The sequence below is a fragment of the Virgibacillus kekensis genome (assembly GCF_042654125.1).
GTDB classification, from domain to species: domain Bacteria; phylum Bacillota; class Bacilli; order Bacillales; family Amphibacillaceae; genus Lentibacillus; species Lentibacillus kekensis.
Map to the genome: position 1 here is coordinate 39,985 of NZ_JBHSFU010000001.1, position 19,364 is coordinate 59,348.

The 19,364-nt window shown below is 40.7% G+C and carries 21 protein-coding genes and 2 other annotated features; of the genes, 8 read left to right on the forward strand and 13 right to left on the reverse strand.

Annotation, left to right across the window (positions count from 1 at the left end):
* Positions 1–25: 25 nt before the first annotated feature.
* The 3 genes from polX to zapA all read right to left on the reverse strand — a co-directional run bounded on the left by polX (position 26) and on the right by zapA (position 2,680).
* Positions 26–1,747, reverse strand: coding sequence for a DNA polymerase/3'-5' exonuclease PolX (polX, locus tag ACFO3D_RS00200; protein WP_390292679.1), 1,722 nt, complete (start codon positions 1,745–1,747; stop codon positions 26–28).
* A gap of 111 nt (positions 1,748–1,858) precedes the next feature.
* Entirely contained in the window at positions 1,859–2,413 is a 555-nt protein-coding gene (locus ACFO3D_RS00205) for a CvpA family protein (protein WP_390292553.1), read from the reverse strand.
* Positions 2,414–2,416: 3 nt separating this feature from the next.
* Positions 2,417–2,680 carry a cell division protein ZapA gene (zapA, locus tag ACFO3D_RS00210; RefSeq protein ID WP_390292554.1) on the reverse strand — a complete coding sequence of 88 codons (264 nt, stop codon included), beginning with the start codon at positions 2,678–2,680 and terminating at the stop codon, positions 2,417–2,419.
* Positions 2,681–2,825: 145 nt separating this feature from the next.
* Between zapA and rnhC the strand changes: the two genes are divergently transcribed.
* On the forward strand, positions 2,826–3,755 hold the full coding sequence (gene rnhC / locus ACFO3D_RS00215; protein ID WP_390292555.1) for a ribonuclease HIII: 930 nt from the start codon (positions 2,826–2,828) through the stop codon (positions 3,753–3,755).
* A 41-nt stretch (positions 3,756–3,796) separates the two neighbouring features.
* Here rnhC and pheT read toward each other — a convergent pair whose 3' ends face one another.
* The 3 genes from pheT to ACFO3D_RS00230 all read right to left on the reverse strand — a co-directional run bounded on the left by pheT (position 3,797) and on the right by ACFO3D_RS00230 (position 8,349).
* A complete protein-coding gene (gene pheT, locus ACFO3D_RS00220) occupies positions 3,797–6,223 on the reverse strand; it encodes a phenylalanine--tRNA ligase subunit beta (protein ID WP_390292556.1) in 2,427 nt (808 codons plus the stop codon).
* Positions 6,223–7,272, reverse strand: coding sequence for a phenylalanine--tRNA ligase subunit alpha (gene pheS / locus ACFO3D_RS00225; RefSeq protein WP_390292557.1), 1,050 nt, complete (start codon positions 7,270–7,272; stop codon positions 6,223–6,225). Before pheS ends, pheT begins: the two co-directional genes overlap by 1 nt.
* A 52-nt stretch (positions 7,273–7,324) precedes the next feature.
* Positions 7,325–7,560: a binding site (T-box leader), on the reverse strand.
* Between the two features lie 51 nt (positions 7,561–7,611).
* Positions 7,612–8,349 (reverse strand): TrmH family RNA methyltransferase, encoded by a 738-nt coding sequence (locus ACFO3D_RS00230; RefSeq protein WP_390292558.1) that lies wholly within the window; start codon positions 8,347–8,349, stop codon positions 7,612–7,614.
* A 103-nt stretch (positions 8,350–8,452) separates the two neighbouring features.
* On the opposite strand from ACFO3D_RS00230, the gene sspI reads away from it, so the two are divergent.
* The 6 genes from sspI (at position 8,453) to ACFO3D_RS00260 (ending at position 14,656) form a co-directional block, all read left to right on the forward strand.
* On the forward strand, positions 8,453–8,674 hold the full coding sequence (gene sspI, locus ACFO3D_RS00235) for a small acid-soluble spore protein SspI (RefSeq protein WP_390292559.1): 222 nt from the start codon (positions 8,453–8,455) through the stop codon (positions 8,672–8,674).
* A 643-nt stretch (positions 8,675–9,317) separates the two neighbouring features.
* Positions 9,318–10,931 carry a hypothetical protein gene (locus ACFO3D_RS00240; protein WP_390292560.1) on the forward strand — a complete coding sequence of 538 codons (1,614 nt, stop codon included), beginning with the start codon at positions 9,318–9,320 and terminating at the stop codon, positions 10,929–10,931.
* Positions 10,932–10,966: 35 nt separating this feature from the next.
* Positions 10,967–12,184 carry an ABC transporter permease gene (locus ACFO3D_RS00245; RefSeq protein WP_390292561.1) on the forward strand — a complete coding sequence of 406 codons (1,218 nt, stop codon included), beginning with the start codon at positions 10,967–10,969 and terminating at the stop codon, positions 12,182–12,184.
* Positions 12,184–13,302, forward strand: coding sequence for an ABC transporter permease (locus ACFO3D_RS00250; RefSeq protein WP_390292562.1), 1,119 nt, complete (start codon positions 12,184–12,186; stop codon positions 13,300–13,302). The genes ACFO3D_RS00245 and ACFO3D_RS00250 overlap by 1 nt, the downstream gene beginning before the upstream one ends.
* Entirely contained in the window at positions 13,295–13,966 is a 672-nt protein-coding gene (locus ACFO3D_RS00255; protein WP_390292563.1) for an ABC transporter ATP-binding protein, read from the forward strand. The genes ACFO3D_RS00250 and ACFO3D_RS00255 overlap by 8 nt, the downstream gene beginning before the upstream one ends.
* Positions 13,967–14,035: 69 nt before the next feature.
* The gene (locus ACFO3D_RS00260) at positions 14,036–14,656 is read left to right on the forward strand and encodes a lytic transglycosylase domain-containing protein (protein ID WP_390292564.1); all 621 of its coding nucleotides are present in this window, start codon (positions 14,036–14,038) and stop codon (positions 14,654–14,656) included.
* A gap of 37 nt (positions 14,657–14,693) precedes the next feature.
* Here ACFO3D_RS00260 and ACFO3D_RS00265 read toward each other — a convergent pair whose 3' ends face one another.
* Complete coding sequence (locus ACFO3D_RS00265) at positions 14,694–15,779, reverse strand: M42 family metallopeptidase (RefSeq protein ID WP_390292565.1); 1,086 nt, start codon at positions 15,777–15,779, stop codon at positions 14,694–14,696.
* Positions 15,780–15,853: 74 nt separating this feature from the next.
* Complete coding sequence (locus ACFO3D_RS00270; protein WP_390292566.1) at positions 15,854–16,339, reverse strand: dUTP diphosphatase; 486 nt, start codon at positions 16,337–16,339, stop codon at positions 15,854–15,856.
* A gap of 117 nt (positions 16,340–16,456) precedes the next feature.
* Here ACFO3D_RS00270 and ACFO3D_RS00275 point away from each other — a divergent pair, with 117 nt between their 5' ends.
* Positions 16,457–16,849 (forward strand): sigma-w pathway protein ysdB, encoded by a 393-nt coding sequence (locus ACFO3D_RS00275; protein WP_390292567.1) that lies wholly within the window; start codon positions 16,457–16,459, stop codon positions 16,847–16,849.
* A gap of 58 nt (positions 16,850–16,907) precedes the next feature.
* Here the strand turns inward: ACFO3D_RS00275 and ACFO3D_RS00280 are convergent, their stop codons facing one another.
* From ACFO3D_RS00280 to infC, 5 genes are all read right to left on the reverse strand, one after another.
* Positions 16,908–17,480, reverse strand: coding sequence for a TVP38/TMEM64 family protein (locus ACFO3D_RS00280; protein WP_390292568.1), 573 nt, complete (start codon positions 17,478–17,480; stop codon positions 16,908–16,910).
* Positions 17,481–17,564: 84 nt separating this feature from the next.
* Positions 17,565–17,837 (reverse strand): DUF1294 domain-containing protein, encoded by a 273-nt coding sequence (locus tag ACFO3D_RS00285; RefSeq protein ID WP_390292569.1) that lies wholly within the window; start codon positions 17,835–17,837, stop codon positions 17,565–17,567.
* A gap of 68 nt (positions 17,838–17,905) precedes the next feature.
* Positions 17,906–18,262, reverse strand: a complete 357-nt coding sequence (rplT, locus tag ACFO3D_RS00290) for a 50S ribosomal protein L20 (protein WP_390292570.1) — start codon at positions 18,260–18,262, stop codon at positions 17,906–17,908.
* 62 nt (positions 18,263–18,324) lie between these two features.
* Positions 18,325–18,522 carry a 50S ribosomal protein L35 gene (rpmI, locus tag ACFO3D_RS00295; RefSeq protein ID WP_390292571.1) on the reverse strand — a complete coding sequence of 66 codons (198 nt, stop codon included), beginning with the start codon at positions 18,520–18,522 and terminating at the stop codon, positions 18,325–18,327.
* Between the two features lie 22 nt (positions 18,523–18,544).
* Positions 18,545–19,048 (reverse strand): translation initiation factor IF-3, encoded by a 504-nt coding sequence (gene infC, locus ACFO3D_RS00300; protein WP_390292680.1) that lies wholly within the window; start codon positions 19,046–19,048, stop codon positions 18,545–18,547.
* A 74-nt stretch (positions 19,049–19,122) separates the two neighbouring features.
* Positions 19,123–19,251, reverse strand: a sequence feature (ribosomal protein L20 leader region).
* Positions 19,252–19,364 lie beyond the last annotated feature (113 nt).

Genomic DNA, 19,364 nt, shown 5'->3' on the forward strand with positions numbered 1-19,364 from the left:
AAACTTTCTCCTTTAATACAGGCTGTTATTTATTACGGTTCATGTAATCAATTAGTTTCGACTCAGTCCAAGTATTTATAACCAGGTCCTTGGTAACCCACCCTTTTCGGGCAATTCCCACTCCGTATTTCATGTGGTCGAGCATATCATATGAATGCGCATCTGTATTTATCGCAATTTTAACGCCCGCTTCCTGAACCTGTTTAACCCATTCTGCAGATAAATCAAGCCGATTTGGATTAGCATTAATTTCTAGAGCTGTATCCGTCTCCTTGGCACGCTCAATCAGTTTTTCCACATCCACATTATATCCGGGACGACGACCAATCACCCGTCCTGTCGGGTGAGCGATTAACGAAACATACGGATTCTCCAGTGCAGCATAAAGTCGCTTCATTATTTTCTCCTGTGATTGATTGAAACTGGAATGGATAGCACCAATTACAAAGTCCATTTCCTGCAGAAAGTTATCTTCAAAATTAAGTTCACCGTTTGGCAGGATGTCCATCTCAACTCCGGCAAAGATATGGATATCACTGTATTTTTCCTTCAGCCTTTCTATCTCTTCCCGCTGTTTACGCAAGCGAGTCTCATCAAGCCCATTTGCAACCTGTAAAAACTTGGAGTGGTCAGTAATTGTAATATATTCATACTTCTTTTCACGGGCGCGGTTAACCATCTCTTCCAGTGATTGTGCCCCGTCACTCCAGGTTGTGTGCATATGCAAATCCCCTCGGATATCCCCGAGTTGGATTAATGATATTTCTTCTTCTCCATACACCTCAATTTCACCGGTATTCTCCCGGACTTCCGGTGGAATAAAGTGCAATCCAAAATGCTCGAAAAACTTTTCTTCATTCTGAAAAGTTACTATTTTGCCTGTTTCTTCATTCTCTACGCCGTACTCATTTATTTTTTCACCTTTAGATTTTGCCAGCTGTCGCATTGCAACGTTATGGTCTTTGGATCCTGTAAAATGATGCAACGTGGAAGCAAATTCTTCTGGTGCTACTATCCTGAAATCAACATTTACGTCATACGTATCATCCAACGTTACCGATACTTTGGTATCACCCTGGGCGATTACCTCTTTTATGTTATCTATTTTTAAAAGGGCATCCCGTACTTTTTCGGCATTTTCTGAAGCAATAATAAAATCAATATCCTTAACGGTTTCCCTCATTCTTCGCAAACTGCCGGCACGGGAGTATTCTGCGATTTCCGGTATCTCCTCAAGATACTCTTCTATCCGCTCAGCAATAGGGAGCATAAACGCTATCGGAAGACGTTCCGGACGTTTATCGGCATCCTCCAGTGCAGCAAGAATTTTTTCCGCGGTTTTTTTGCCAAACCCTTCAAGCTTTTCAACCTCACCATTCTCGCAGGCTATCTTAAGTGACTCAGCATCCGCAACGCCTAACTCTTTATATAGCTTTGCAAGTTTCTTTCCTCCCAGTCCAGGGAGGTTAAGCAATGGAACGAGTCCTGCAGGAACTTCTTTTTCCAATTCCTCAAGCGTCTCAGAAGTTCCATTTTGGATATACTCCTCGATAACTGTGCTCGTCCCTTTGCCAATCCCTTTGATTTCAGTAAAATTATCAATATCAGTTAGAGAGCGATCATCACGTTCCAATGCTTGAGCCGCTTTCCTGTATGCTGAAATCTTAAATGGATTCTCACCCTTCAATTCCAGATAAATCGCTATTTTTTCAAGTAATTTTATAACATCTTTTTTGTTTATCATTATTATCACCTGCTCCATTAAATTAAAAAAAGACTGATTCAATGTTAGGCTATACTTATTGTACATGACATACAAGCACACCCCTAATACTTTGAATCAATCTCATTCAGTCGTTTAAAACTTCAGTAGCTCATCTACATTTGTGAACCACAACTCCATGATCTGTTCGGATAACACCGGTGTATGTTCTAAAATAAAGAGCCCTACTGACGAATCACTCACCCAGGCCTGTATTCCCGCTAATGGCGTCAGGGCCAATATGTACAACACAACAAAAATTAAAAGATATACTTCTATGAAACCAAGCACAGAGCCCAATAATTTGTTGACAGAATTAAGTATCGGTAGTTCAGCTACAAAGTCAAGCATCGAAGCAATAATCTGCATGACCACTTTGGTTACAAAAAATATGATTGCAAACGCAATTGCGTTATAAAATGCACCCTCAATCGGAAGCGACTCAAGAAAGTCTGCCCATGCACCCTGGTTTTCAAGTTCAGGGTATGGTACCCATAATGCCAGTCGTGGTGCAAGCTCATCATAATAAATTGCAGCGACAATAAAGGCTGCTACAAATCCCAGTAAATGAAATGCCTGTAAAATAAAACCTCGTTTTAAACCTACAAAGAAACCAAATATCAATAAAGCTATTAAAATTAAATCTACCATAAGTTACTTGTCCTCTTTCTTATTTAGTGATCCCAGCAGTGTGGCATAATCTTCTTTGAGTTTCATATAATCGTTCATGGTATTCACCGCAGTCAATACTGCCAGTTCAGTAGATGTAAGCTGCTGGTTCATACTCTGGATATCCCGCATTTTCTGATCAACCAGACTGGCAACCAGACGAACGTGATGGGGGTCTTCCTTCCCAACAACTGTGTAGGACTTATTATGTATTTCAACCGTAACACGTTTTTTGTCATCCTGGGCCACCGAATACCCTCCTAACAGAAAAATAGTTCACTTTATCTTAACACAAAGACTGCTATTCAGGAAACTCTTGTCCTTAGAATTAACCTTTCAATCAGGCATAGGATTTGCTATAGTTTGATAAGAACGATAGAGATGGAGGACTACAATGCCACAGAATGTTTATAAACTCCCGATGCCAACTATTAAAGAAATGGAAAACCATTATAAAGATTACCTGCAGTCCCCCCCACAGGGAGCTGTATTCCGTGCCAAAACATCCAACGCAGTAATCACTGCATATAAGTCCGGCAAAGTAATGTTTCAGGGCAGTACCCCTGCCGCTGAAGCGGAGAAATGGGCTGACAGCAGCTCTGCTGAATCCAAAAAGGAGCCCAGCAGACAGAAAAGTACAGTATTCTTCCCGCCGCAAACTCTGTTTACAGCAAATCATATTGGTTCTGATGAGGCTGGGACCGGTGATTATTTCGGCCCGATAACGGTGGCCGCAGCCTTTGTAAAAAAAGACCAGATTGCGTTGCTTAAAGAACTTGGGGTCAGGGATTCCAAAAACCTTACAGATACTTCCATACGGGAAATTGCAAAAGATCTGATGCGCATGGAACTACCTTATTCCCTGCTTGTTCTTCATAATGAGAAGTATAATAAACTACAGAAACGTGGCTGGACCCAGGGAAAGATGAAAGCTATGCTGCATCATCATGCAATTAATAATCTGCTGGAAAAAATCGCTCCAGCACAGATCGAGGGAATATTGATTGATCAGTTCTGTGAGCCGGCAGTTTACCGGAAACATATTGGCAGCGAACGGCAGCGACTGGCCGAAAACACATATTTCATGACAAAAGCTGAGAGTTATTCCATTGCGGTAGCGGCTGGGTCCATCATAGCTAGAGCAAGCTTTCTGAAAGAAATGGATAAACTATCTGATAAGCTTGGCCTTACCGTCCCTAAGGGTGCTTCCAAAAAAGTGGACCAGACAATCGCAAGGATTATCCGGTCCAAAGGCCGCAATACATTAAACTCAGTTGCTAAGACTCATTTTGCCAATACAAAAAAAGCCGAAAGTTATTTATAAGTAAACAAGAAGCTCAACCACAATTGGTTGAGCTTCTCGCTTTATGAACGTACATATGCATTGAATTTAGTGTTTACCGTTTCAACGATTTTTTCATACGACTGTTCTACTTCATCGTCCTTCAGTGTTTTTTCAGGGTCCTGATATAAAAGACTGTAGGCGATTGATTTTTTCCCTTCAGGAAGATGTTCACCTTTATACACATCAAAAATCTGGACATTTTTAACAATTGAAGCGCCAACAGATTCAATCTCTGCTTTAATCTCACCTGCATGGATACTCTCATCTACAATAAATGCAATGTCCCGGGAGACGGATGGGTATTTTGGAATTGGGTTGTATGCCGGTTTATTGCTGTATGCAGCGAGCACCTCATCCATATCCACATCAAATACATACGTTTCCTTCAGGTCCATGGCCTTTTCAAGTGTAGGGTGTACCTGGCCGATAAAGCCTATCTCGTGATCATCTAATAGAATTGTTGCACAACGCCCAGGATGCATATCCTGCAGCTTAGACTGTTTAAAGGATACCTGGATATCCAGAAAATCAAACAGCCCTTCCACAATTCCTTTTGCCAGATAGAAGTCGACCTGTTTCTTTTCCTGTTGCCATGGGTGAGTAATCCAAGAGCCCGTCAAAGCACCTGCAATTCTTAAATTCTCTTCCGGCTGTCTGGTGACTTCCGTTTCGGTGGAGACAAATATACTTCCTAATTCGAAATAGGCAAGGTCAGACTGATTTCGTGCTCGGTTATATGATAGAGACTCGAGTAGCCCTGGAAGCATGCTCAAGCGCAGATATTTATGATCTTCACTCATCGGCATTGCCAGCTGAACAGGAGTCGGGTTCTTTTGTTGAACCGACGGCCCGACAAGTTTATTCACATGATCATCGCTGGTCAGAGAGTACGTGATTGTTTCCATTAATCCAACACCCTGAAGATAGTTTTTCACTTCCCGTTTCAGCTGCTGCCTTTCCGTTAGCCCACCTGCCTGGGAAGAGCCTTGCGGAAGGGTGAATGGAAGATTATCATACCCATAAATACGGGCAACCTCTTCAAGCATATCTTCAAATATAGTAATATCACCGCGCCGGGTTGGAACTTTTACCGTAAAACCATTATTATCTTGTTCATAATTGAAGTTCAGCTTATCAAGAATAATGCTTATATCATCCGTACTAATGTTGGTGCCAAGACGCTTATTAATTTCGTTTGTGTCTATAGCTACCACTTTTTCACTTTTATCAAGCTCATCAACTATAACCGGTTCCGCAAGTACGGTTGCTCCAGCATACTTCTCAAGCAGGTGGCATGCTCTCATTCCTGCACGGTAAACCCGGTTTGGGTCTATCCCTTTCTCAAAACGGGTACTTGATTCACTTCGTAGCCCCGTATCTTTAACCGTTTTTCGTACAGAAGTTGGTGAAAAATAAGCAGCTTCAAGCAGAATTGTGTTAGTCTCCTCATTCACTTCGGTGCTTGCTCCACCCATTACGCCGGCAATGGCGATCGGTGCTTCACCATCGGTAATCACCAAATGATCACTTGAAAGGACCCGCTCCACATCGTCAAGGGTTTCAATATTCTCGTCTTTTTTCGCCTGACGAACTACTATTTCACGTGATCCAAGGAGATTATAATCAAATGCATGAAGCGGCTGACCATACTCAAGCAATACATAGTTTGTAATATCGACTACATTGTTGATTGGACGGATTCCTCCTGCAATCAGTGCGTTTCGCATCCATAACGGGGAAGGTTTTACTTCAATATCTTTTACCAAGAATGCACCATAATATGGATTCAATTCTGAGTCTTTAACTTCTACGCTAACATAATCACTTGCTTTTTCGTTCGATAGTTCAACATTCTCGTCCGGTAGCTTAACTTCCTGGCCTAGAATAGCCGCAACTTCATAAGCGACTCCAAGCATACTCAAACAATCTGCACGGTTCGGTGTGAGGTCAAATTCAAGCACAGCATCATTCAGGTTCAGGAGTGGCTCAACCGCTTCACCAACAGTTATTTCTTCTGGAAACACGAAAATGCCTTCTGCTATATCCTTTGGTACATATTTTTCCTCGATGCCAAGCTCCTGCAGAGAACAAATCATCCCATTAGATTCTACTCCGCGAAGCTTAACTTTTTTAATTTTGAAGTTACCCGGTAGAACTGCTCCTGGTGTCGCGACTGCCACTTTCTGGCCCTGTTGGATATTCGGTGCCCCGCAGATAATCTGCAGTTTTTCTGATCCTACATCAACCTGGCATAGGTTCAGTTTGTCGGCATTCGGATGCTTATCGCACGACTCCACATATCCAACAACTACTCCCTTGCTCTCTTGGGCTATATACTCAATACTGTCCACTTCGATACCCGTTTTAGTTATTTTTTCAGCTAGCTCTTCAGGTGAAATCATACCCAGATCCACATAGTTTTTTAACCAGTTTAACGATACAAGCATTATAGTGTACCTCCTTTCGCATGATGATACTGACTTAGGAAACGTTTATCATTCGTATAAAAGTTACGGATGTCATCGATACCGTATTTCAACATGGCAATCCGTTCAGGTCCCATACCAAACGCAAACCCGGTGTACTGTTCAGAATCATATCCCGCCATTTCGAGTACTCGCGGATGAACCATTCCTGCTCCAAGGATTTCAATCCAGCCTGTTTTCTTGCAGACGGAGCATCCTTCCCCGTTACACACTTTACAGGAAATGTCCATCTCAACAGACGGTTCCGTGAATGGGAAGAAACTAGGACGTAGACGGATTTTACGGTCATGACCAAACATGCTTTTTGCGAATTTATCTAGAATCCCTTTCAAATCACTCATTCGCACGTTTTTATCCACATAAAGTCCTTCAATTTGTGTGAATTGATGCGAATGGGTCGCATCGTCAGTATCACGACGGTATACTTTACCAGGGCAAATCATTTTTACTGACTGGTCGCCGTCATACTGTCGCATAGTACGAGCCTGTACAGGTGATGTATGTGTTCTTAATAGAAGTTCGTTAGTTATATAAAAAGTATCCTGCATGTCCCTTGCTGGGTGTCCCTTTGGCAGATTCAGTGCTTCAAAGTTATAGTAATCGGTCTCTACTTCTGGACCTTCACGCACTTCAAATCCCATACCGATAAATAAATCCTCGATTTCTTCCACAATTTTTGTAAGTAAGTGCGGGCCACCTACCTGAACCGGACGCCCGGGTAGTGTAACATCAAGCGCTTCCTTTTCCAGCTGTTCATTTAATGCAACCTGTTCGAGAGCGTCACTTTTTTGATCAAATTCTTGGGTAATTGCTTCTCTTACCTTATTGGCGATTTCACCAACTACTGGGCGTTCTTCCTTTGAGAGCTTGCCCATGCCTTTTAACACACCAGTTAGCGATCCCTTTTTTCCCAGATATTTTACTTTGATATCCTGGAGTTCCTTCAGGTCATTTGACTGCCTGATTTCCTCCAATGCGTCAGCCTGTATTTGTTCAAGCTGTTCCTTCATAAAAAAAGCCTCCCTTATTTCTTTTTGAAAACATAAAAAAGCCCCGTCCCAAAAAAGGGACGAAGCTCCGGTTTCGCGGTACCACCCTTGTTGACACACCTGTCGAGTGTCCAACTCATTCCTGATAACGGATTATTCATCCGGAACACCTTTACTTGCGCTAACAAGGTCCCAGTGTCAGCTCCAGAGTGAATCATAACAACCTACCGGTGGAAACATTTACAGTCTGCGATGTTTCCTCCCTTTACCGGCGGGATAGTTGCTACTTATCTCTTTCACAGCTTCGTTCTTTTGATTTCTTTTATCAATTATAGATAACTTGTTGTCAGTATGCAACATTTACATCTTAATATAATACATTAATATGCCTGCTGCAACACTGACGTTAAGAGATTCAGCTTTACCGTATATCGGGATTTTCACAACAGTATCGGCAAGTTCGACAATCTCATCGCGGACACCGGCACCTTCATTCCCCAATATTAACGCAGTCTTACTGCCTACTTCCAGCTCATCAAAAGACCTGGCACCTGACAGTGAAGAAGCCCATATATTAAATCCTTCTTCTTTCAATTCGGTAATTTTTTCATCAAGATTTTCCGTAGTTACCGGCAAGTGAAACAATGATCCCTGGGTGGCACGAATAACTTTTTCATTATACGCGTCCACTGTATTTTCGCCAAGCATAACCGCATTAAACCCTGCGGCATCAGCTGTCCGAATAATTGTTCCGAGATTTCCCGGGTCCTGAATGGAATCAATCAGCAGAACGGTACTACCATTTACCACCTTCGGTTGGTTCATTTTTACAATGGCAGCAATTCCCTGGGGTGTTTCTGTTTTAGAAATATGCTTGAAAACATTATCTCCAACCTCAGTAATAGGAAACTCTCCCTCAATATGCTGGACATTAATACCCTCCTGTACGATCAGTTCCTTAATCTCCCAATTACTCTTGTGCGCCTCCTCCACCAAGTGGAAACCTTCCACGAAAAATGCACCCGATTCTGTACGGCCTTTCCTTTTGTGCAGTTTTTTCCACTGTTTGACTTTATCATTCTGTACCGAAGTAATCATAAAAGCTCATTCCTATCCATATATTTCTTGCTTTATCATACATATATTGTCCCAACATGGTCAAACTATCGTTAGTTTAAAATATTTGCAAGGGGTGTTTATGTTGGACTTGAATTTAAGGAAAGCAATCCTATCAAACATTGAATCAAACGATCAAAAGCAATTAGAAGCTACTATCGTTGAAGCAATCCAGAATGGCGAGGAAAAAATGCTTCCTGGGCTAGGTGTATTGTTTGAACTGATCTGGAAACAATCCGACGAACAGGATAAACAGGAAATGATCAACGCACTTGAACAGGGAGTTAAACAGGAAACAACAGGGTGAAGTAGAATCCCCAGATTACAGACAGATGCCCAAAGCATCTGTCTTTATTTTTGTGTTTTCCAAGAACCCTTTGCTTTTCTATCTTTCGCGTTTGATATGAACTACGAAGTAGTGAATTTAAAAATGGTAGGCAACCGCTTCAGCAATATACTTCGCTTTCCGTGGACTCACCACGAGCCTCCTCGTTCGCCAAGATCGCTCACTGTGGGGTCTCTTAGGCTCGTTGTTCCACAGGAGTCTTCGTGTATTGCTTACGCTTAGTGTCCATAACTTATAAGGGATTGAGTATGTTTCCAACGACCTCTCACAGAACTCTAGATGAATCTTCTTCGGTAACCTGGCGTTGATTGGAGCGTAAGGCAGTCGACTCCTGCGGGAAAAGCAACAGCTGAAAATCCCGCTGGAAGCGTTTTTTGCTTCCGAGGAAGTTGAAGCGTTGCCCGCGGAAAGCGACTGCCTGAAGCGGAAATCAACATAGCTCACTACTTCGCAGTTTATTTTTTTAGGTACAAAACAACGATTTTTTAGAACAGTATTATTTTTCCAGAATAGTTGGCTACATTTCTTCTTATTTATGGTAAAATTATATGGAATTAATACATATAGTTTTAACAGGGGTTGTACATAGGGAGGAGAATTTACAATGGGGAGTAATTTTAGCAACGGACAGGCAGGCAAAGGGGGGCTATCAAAGAAGGCTATATTGATGACTATTCTTGCTGTCCTGATCATCGGTGGGAGTGCTGCTGCATTTGTATTGCTTAACTTATCTGCAAAACAGCAGTATTTTCTAGCTGAAAAGAATTCAGCTGAATTCATACTTGAGCAGGTTAAAGAACGGTACGAGCCCGAATTGGCATGGCAGGAAGTGAGTCTTAAAAATCCTACGGAGACGACTTTTGAGCTTTCAGGAGAGTATAATGATCCTAATGCAATGAGCGGCGGTTTTGGGGTAATGGGCCCTTCACAAATTATAAACAATTCAGCAATAACCGTTACAACCGAATTGGACAGAGAAAAGAAACATATGGCAACCCAGATAGAGGCGAGCATGGGTGGCATGCAGGTAGGGAATATTGAAGTATATATGACTGACAAAAAAGTAATGCTTGGTCTTCCTTTCCTCGAAGAACTAGTCCAGCTTAACGGAGATGATCTTGGAAAGCTACTGAAGGAAATTGATCCTGAAATGTTTACCGGTGATGAAAAACTTGAACTGGATTCTTTTTTCGAGCGTTCTGCTGGTATCTTAGATAAAGAAGATCAGGAATACATTAAAAATGAGTATCTTGAAATGATTTACGATGCAATTCCGGATGATGCTTTCTCAACTAGCGACGAGACAGTGAATGTAGAGTCAAAATCATTTGATGCCAAAAAAATAACTATGCACCTTACTGAAAAACAACTAAAAGACATTATCGGCAAGGTTTTAAACAAGATGGAAAGCGATGAACGGTTAAAAAAGATCATTAGTGAACAGATAGTATTTCAGCAATTCGGAGCAGGGATTTCTTCTTCCACACTCACACCTGACATGCAAAATCAGGTTGATGAGTTGATGGGTGATTTTGAAACGGCGATAAAAGAAGCACAAAAAGGTTTAGAGGAACTTAACATTCCTGAGGGATTCAAGTCTGTTATTTGGGTTCATGATGACCTTATTGTGAAACGAAACATTGAAGTGAAGATGGGTCCTTCTGATGATGAAATGGTTAACCTGACAATCGATGGTTCCCAAGTTTTCACTGATACCAATCAGACGTTCAACTACCAATTTACAGGGACCGACCAGACCGGGGAACATACCATGACACTTACCGGAGATCTCGAATGGAAAAATAACACGGCTGCTGATTCTATTAAGCTCGCATTTGGTGAAACAGAGCTTTCCTATGAAGGTTCAGAGACACTCAAAGATAGCAAAAGAGAATTTGAACGGACCTTATCATTCAAAGATGCCGTTCAAGATGGAAGTTTAATATGGTCCGGGACCTCTTCTTACGACAATGATCGAATGACTTCTGAGCACGACTTTGCAGTTGAAGCTCCAGGTGTAACTCAGGATATGTTTGGTCTTCATATTGAGGTGAACGCCAAAACAATAGATGCTGTTCAGCTCGAATCCGATAAAGAAATTAAAAACATTGGTAACATGAGCATGGAGGAAATCAACCAGTATATTGAAAATGAGGTTACTCCGAAATTTCAGCAGTGGATTTTCGGATCCATGGGCGGAGGCATGAATGGTTTTTAACATCCCTTCATGCATAAAGAAACGGAAGTGGATTTATGACATTCTTAAGGAATCTAACATTATTCACCTTAAATAATTTTAAACATCTGCAGAGGAAGTGGTTATCACTTCCTCTGCTTTTACTGTTTCCAGTAGTTTTGGTGTTTTTGGCTGCTTTTGTTGCGGTTACTATCTTTATGCCTGAGGATCGCAATCCTGTTCACGTAGGGCTAGTCGATATGGATAAATCCAAAGAAACAAAAATGGTTGTTGATATGATAGAAGAAACTTCACAGATAGGCACGTACATAAAAATCGATACATTAACTGAGGAACAGGCAAAACGGGCAATAAATAACAGGCTAAGCGCATATGTGACCTTTCCTGAGGGGTTCACCAAAAGTCTATATGAAGGAAATCCAGTTAAACTAAGGATAATCGGAAATCCGGACAAAAGTACTGAAAGCTATATTGTTAAGGAGCTTATCGATAGTATAGCTCGTCATATCAGAACTTCCCAGGCAAACATACTAACGATCAACAACTATCTGAAGCAGCTGCCGGTAAGCGATAAAATGCGGCAAGAAATCTTGTTAAAACAATTCTCAAGCTTCGTATTTTATACAGTCGGAAAAGATAAAATTATCGAAGAAGAAGAAGTGACTAATCATGCAACACAATCTCCCACTAAATACTATAGCCTCGCAGCCTGGTTTACTGTCCTCACATTATGGCTGCTGATCATGTATTCATTTTTAACAAGAGATGAAGAACCACGTATTAAGCGACGTATGCGCCTATATGGCGTAACGGACTTTCAGCTGTTGTCGGCGAAAATACTGACAACTTTTCTGATTGTTTTTGTTTGCTCCATGATTGCGTGCACGCTTCTTATAAAGCTAATGAGCTTTTCCATCACTGCAGATGATTATCTGCGGATGACAGGGATTACTCTTCTGCACTGTTGTATATACTTGCTTGGGTTGGCAGTTCTGGAGATGCTGTTATCCGATCAGAAGGTCAGGTTACTTGTTCAGTCCATCTTCACTTTCTTAACGCTGCTACTAAGCGGAGCAGTTATCCCTACACTATATTTTCCGCTTTATATACAGGAACTGCTTCCGTACAGCTTTGGAAGTGAAGCATTTAACTGGCTACAAGAAATTGTGCTGAATGGCAGAATTTATACAAACTTTATACCGCTGATTCTCATGACAGTTTCCTTCTTCCTGCTGTTCCTTGGAATATCCAAATGGAAGGAGCATGCTGTCTGATGAATAATATAATTGCAGTGCGTTTTATGCATTGGAAAAAACAATGGATAAGTATTATTTTCTGGCTGCTGTTTCCTCTCCTTGCAACACTAGGAGTTGTAATTGCCGCCAACACGATACAGGAAGATGCCAAAGTCCCAGTAGGCATTATTCTTGAAGAAAAAACGGACGCTTCGAAAGAACTGGTTAAGGAAATAAAATCGACACCATTTTTGCGTGTTAAGGAGCTAGATAAGGAGAAAGCATTGGCTTCCCTTACCAGACATGAACTGGATAGTGTATTTATTGTTCAAGAAGGATTCGAAAAAGATATACTGCAAAATGACCGAAACCAGCTTATTACAGGTTATAAAACGCGATTATCCTTTGCTTATTCGCCTGTAAAAGAAATAATTCTGTCGTACATCCAGCAGGAGACTGGCAGATCAAAGGCGGCACTCTTCATTCAGGACTTTGAAGAACAATATGATACTGACACCAGTTGGACATTCAATGAAATCATACATAGAAGTAAAGAAATTCAGAAGGAAGAAAATCTGCTTACAACAGAGTTTTCTTTTCTCGGCTCCTCTTCCAAAGAAGCTGAGGAAATTTCGGTCATCAATGTCTGGGGAATCTGGGCAGTATTTTGTATACTGTCTTCCCTTCTTCTGTTTGATTGGGTAATTAAAGAAAGGAACCGGAAAGCGGCGATTCGATTTTATTTTACCCGCTGGTCGATGAAGTCATATTTAATCAGGAACTTCATCATTTATACAGTTCTTCTTTTTATGGTTGACTTACTGTCGGTTAGTATAATTTATCTCTATCTTGGAGAATGGATCAGTATAATGAATTTACTGCTGTTCCGTGTCTTGATAAATCTAGGAGCCTTTCTGCTTGCCCAGCTTTTTAAAAAATTATTTCTCTACTATACGGTGTCTTTTGCTCTTACTTTATTGTTCACAATCTCCAGCGGAGCAATTTTACCTGCTGAAATGATACCGGATAATACTTGGCTGAATTCTATTAATCCTGTAACTCCGCTACTTGAAGGACAATTCATCACGGTATGGACAGTAACGATTGTTTCTCTGGCAATATTTTGGACAATAAGAAAGGATGAGTTTCATGCTTAAGGTTGAACAACTTTCCAAGGCTTATGGAAAAAAATTTATTTTTGATTCCATTACTTTCTCAGCTTCACCAGGAGAAGTGATTGGTCTTGTTGGTGAAAATGGAGCAGGAAAGTCCACAATGCTGCAGGTATTGGCGACCTTGACAAACGCCACTAGAGGATCCATAACACTTGGTGGAGAATCATATGCAAAGTCAAGAAAGAATATCAGGAAACGAATCGGTTACGTGTCGCAGGATATAGCACTATGGGAGGACTTTACAGTTAAGGAAAACATGGTCTTTTTTGAAAAATTATCCTGGGAAAATAAATCCATTGAAGCATTAAAACAGCTATGCAACGATATGAAGTTGGACAAATGGAATGAGCAGGTAAAAACGCTATCAGGTGGTATGAAACGAAAGTTAAATATCGCTGTCAGCCTGATCCATAATCCTGACTTACTTCTGCTTGACGAGCCAACTGTCGGAATTGACCTGAAATCACGCAAAGAAATAGGGACTTATTTATATAATCAGGCAAAATCACACGAAAAAATAATTATCTACACGTCACATGACATGGATGAGATTAAAACACTGTGTGACCGGGTTTACTGTATTGGGGAAGATTCTTTTTATCGTGAAGTACTTGAAAATGCCGGAAGTACACCAATCAGCTTATAGTCCTATTGAGCTTACCGTTTGGATAAGGTAAACTATTATTAACTAATTAATGGATGGGGATTTTAAAGGATGGATATCCGAAGCTTGCAATCGCTCATACAACACCAGGCTATGAACGTTCTAACGTCGTCGCCAACCGGCAATACATATAACAAATCGCTGATTGATATGGCTTTTAATCAGCTACTTCAGCAACAGTTGAATAATACAATTTCTGGACAGAAAAGTAATTCAATATCGTTGAGTGTTGACCAGTCGTCTTTAACGAAAATGCATCATACGATGCCTGTGACTGCCGCCAATGCAACTGCACCTGTTACGCTTGAGCCGATAATTAACGAAAAAGCAGCCAAATATGGAGTGAATCCGCAGTTGGTACATGCAGTTATCAAAGCGGAGTCTAACTATAATCAATATGCTAAAAGCGGTGCGGGTGCGCAGGGGCTGATGCAGTTAATGCCTGCAACTGCACGTGGACTTGGTGTAACCAACCCATTTAATGCTGAACAGAATATAGAAGGTGGAACCAAATATCTGAGCCAAATGCTTAATAAATATAACGGAAATGTTGAACTTGCCCTGGCAGCTTACAACGCAGGTCCAGGAAATGTGGATAGATATCAGGGAATCCCACCGTTTACCGAAACAGAGAACTATGTAAAAAAGGTAATGAATTCTTATTTAACATAAAAAACAAGGTATGGCAATGAAGCCATACCTCGTTTTTTTATGCAAGAACAATCTCTTTAACTTTATCACTGTCCAGCTTTTTAATTGTCTCCACAATCAGTTTCACAGCATTTTCAAAGTCGTCACGATGCAGGATAGCAGCGTGTGAATGTATATACCGTGTGGCAATTGTAATAGACAGGGATGGCACACCATTCGCAGTCAGATGAATGGAACCGGAATCTGTTCCGCCCCCGGCCATGGAAGCAAACTGGTACGGAATATTGTTTTCATCAGCAGTATCAACTACCAAATCACGTACCCCTTTATGGGAGACCATGGATGCATCATAAAGAATGATTTGAGGTCCCTTTCCAAGTTTGCTGTCAGCATCCTTATCAGAAATGCCAGGTGTGTCACCTGCAATCCCTACATCGACACCGAACCCAATATCAGGCTGGATAGCATGTGCGGAAGTGCGGGCTCCACGAAGACCTACCTCTTCCTGAATAGTTCCAACGCCATATACAACGTTCGGATGATCTACATCCTTAAGCTGTTTTAACACCTCGATTGCAATTGCACATCCAATACGGTTGTCCCATGCTTTTGCAAGAAGCATCTTTTCATTTTTCATCTGTGTAAACTCAAAGTAAGGAACTACAGAATCTCCAGGGCGTACACCAAATTCCTTAGCCTCTTCTCTGCTTGACGCGCCAATATCAATAAACATATCTTTAATTTCCACTGGCTTCTTACGTGCTTCTGGTGATAGGATATGTGGTGGTTTGGAACCGATTACACCTGTGACATCACCTTTTGCAGACATGATAGTTACACGCTGTGCAAGCATAACCTGGCTCCACCAGCCACCAACAGTCTGGAAATATACAAAACCATTGTCATCGATTCTCGTAACCATAAAGCCTACCTCATCAAGGTGACCGGCAACCATGATTTTTGGTCCGTTAGCATTTCCAGCTTTACGGGCAATCAGACTCCCAAGATTATCTGTGTACACTTCATCTGCAAATGGGGAAATATACTTTTCCATTACTTCCCGAGCTTCTTTTTCATTTCCTGGAATACCTTTTGCATCAGTTAAATCTTTAAGCATTGTGTTCATTTCATCCAATTTTGCCATATGTAGAGTATCCTCCTTTGAATAAGTCCATTATTATTATAACTTGAATTGAAAGAATAACAAAACATTTCTTTCTAATACCCTTCATTTTGCCGTTTGTAATTAGTTTTGTTCTTTTTAAGGTAAGCATCTTTGATATCCTGTTCATTGAAACCAAGAATGTTTCCAAGCAGAAGAAACGATTCAAAAAGTTGTTCATAGTTGTCAGTCGAGGGGTTTTCATTAAAATTGGTACATGCGGCAAATACTTGGTTAAACTGCTCAGTTTCACTATTCTCAACAGGACGACTTATTGCACCACTAAACTGCAACCCTTTTTCCAGGCCTAGTGATAACAGGAAATGAACACCATCCACATATTCCTCGAGCACCACAGCTTTATCACTTCGTGGTTTATTGCTCCAGAACTTAAAACATCTTGTTTCATTAGCAAGCTCCCCGAGCTCGACTAAAAGTGCAAGATACTTTTCCCTGAACAAATCTTTGTCTGTCAGCTCATGCTCTGCTTCTATGTAATCATCCAATTGTTTTTGCATATTATATAAATCCGACCAGTTCATTTTAATCTCCTTTTTATACTTTTTTCTGATTGTATCATGAAATCGCGATATTTTGTGAAACCACCACAGGGATAAAAACGTACAAGAGTATATAACAGAACAGGGAGACGATTTTCCATGATTGTAATTTTATTCCGTATTCTTATACTGATAGCACTCGCTCTCCTAATTTATACAATAATCCAGTATTTCCGCAATCCTGAACGGCAGCTACGAATTGCTAAAGCAAGCAACAGTTTTTATATGGTCGATGAACCGGAAAACAGTAAAAAGAATATACAATTCGTATATAAAAACTGTTCATTTGAAGGGGAAAAATACCTTGGAACAACTGAAGAAGCATTCGAGGTAGTTAACATCAGCGTTTTTGCCAGGGACCCAGCAGAACTGGGCGGTATCAGACGAGATGACCTTTATTTTCTCGAGGAACAATTATTGCTCAGGTATCCATATTCCAAAATCGAATGGAAACATCCAATCAACAAGTTAATTATTACTAGTATCGATTGAACAGCAAAAGCTCACCCGGACGGATGAGCTTTTTATTTTTCTTTGGTTGGATTCCGCATCAGGTACTAACTTGAAAGAAATCGTTCCATTTAATAATGATTTCTTTTCTTCTTAGCAGATAAATTAAAGGTAAAAGTGCTGCCATAAAAACGAGGATATATAATGGGGAAAGACTTGAGATCCATTTACCGATGAATGTATAGACAAACGCTAAAGGAATATTTGATAGCAAGGATGAGCGCGTATAATCTCTGAAGTTTTCGGAGACTTCTATCAGGCATAATGACAACAGATGAAAATGAATAAATGGAACCAACCGCAACAAGGCAACCTGGGACGTAGTAAGTTCACTGTTTTTACCGATTAATTTTTGCTTCACGATAACCAATCGGTTGAACGTTTTCGGCATCCACCTTATTACACCGTAAAAAATGATACTGGAAAGTGTAATGCCTATCAACGAATACAGTGTTCCGGCCATCGCTCCAAATAACACTCCACCTGAAATACAAATAAATACAACAGGAAGAAAAAATAAAGGCCGTAACAGATGACAGCTAATAAATAGAATTGGAGCGAATAACCCACCCGTCTCAATAAACGCCATTATATAATTACCGAAAAACTCCATACATGACCTCCTTCACTACAGGATGTTCTGGCTCCTTGGAAAGCTTAGTACATGTATATGACATAAGACGAGCCTATATGACATTTAGTTAATGTACAAGTACATTAATAATGCGATATGTAGCACAATCAATAGTGGCATTCCAACCACAAAAGAGCGGTGTTTTGTTTTATGGCGGAATTGTCGCATTCCAAGATAAGCACCCACTGCACCACCGATTAGCGCAAGTCCCCAAAATGTTCTTTCAGGAATACGGTACTCACGATTCCTGGCCCGCCGTTTGTCCATAGCCATAAATAAAAAAGTGATTATATTCGCTGTTATAAGATATACAACAAGCATAATTGTTTCATCCATTTCGGCTTCCCCCAATTTAATGAAAAAAAGACCAAATCCTTTTCAGCTGGATTTGGCCTAATAATTCCTTATTTTAAAGCAGCTTTTGCTTTTTCAGTCAGTTGAGTAAATCCTTTTTCATCATTAATTGCAAGATCTGACAGCATTTTACGGTTCACTTCAATACCTGCAAGCTTCAGGCCGTGCATAAGTTTGCTGTATGAAATATCGTTCATGCGTGCAGCTGCATTAATACGTGTGATCCAAAGTTTACGGAAGTCACGTTTTTTCTGTCTGCGGTCACGGTATGCATACACACCTGACTTCATTACCTGCTGTTTTGCTGTTTTAAATAGCGCTCTCTTCGAACCATAATAACCTTTTGCTAATTTCAGTACGCGTTTACGCCGTCTACGCGTTACTGTTCCACCTTTTACACGTGGCATAATAATTCCCTCCTAATTGCAAATCAAAAATAATGTTTTTGTTCCATTGATGTCTTTAAAACTTATTTGTACGGGAGCATAGTTTTGATACGTTTGAAATCTCCGGAAGATACAATTGCAGATTTACGCAATTTACGTTTTTGCTTCTGAGATTTATGAGCAAACATATGGCTTGTGTATGCATGTGAACGTTTAAGCTTTCCTGTACCTGTTTTCTTGAAACGTTTTTGAGAACCTTTGTGGGTTTTCATTTTAGGCATAATTGGTTCCTCCTAGTATTGTTTATTTGTCGTTTACTGGAGCAAGCATCATAAACATATTACGACCTTCCATTTTAGGTTTGGATTCAATCGTTGCAATGTCTTTTACTTCCTCTGCCATCCGGTCAAGTACTTCCCGACCAAGTTCTTTGTGCGTAATCGCGCGACCGCGGAAACGGACAGCTGCTTTTACTTTGTCGCCTTTTTCAAGGAATTTACGTGCGTTCTTCAACTTGGTGTTGAAGTCGTGATCGCCGATTCCCGGAGTGAAACGAACTTCTTTAACATTGATGACTTTCTGCTTTTTGCGTGCTTCTTTTTCTTTCTTTTGCTGTTCGAAGCGAAATTTCCCGTAGTCCATGATCCGACAAACTGGCGGTTTTGCATTAGGTGCAACCAGTACAAGATCCAGATTACGTGTCTGTGCAATATCCAGAGCTTCGTTACGTGATTTAACTCCAAGCTGATCACCATTTGAGTCGATAAGACGTACCTCGCGGGCACGAATTTTTTCATTGACATTCATATCTTTGCTAATAGCCAGCCACCTCCAAAAAAATTTGATGTTACTGATCCGTATCGACAAGCGAATTTTCTTATTAAAAACAAAAAGTGTCGGCACAGTTCTGCACCCACACGTCTCCAATAGTCTATAAAAGAGTTCGGAACCAGTCAACTGCATATTATATGCGTCGATCAGGTGAGAAGCGGGTGCTTCTACTTGTCTCAGATCATTTAATTTTAATCAACTTTAATAGAATAGCATGTATTTAACGGTATGTCAACAATCTAAAACATGAACATCACCGTCACATGCTTGTATACTAATTATAACACACACT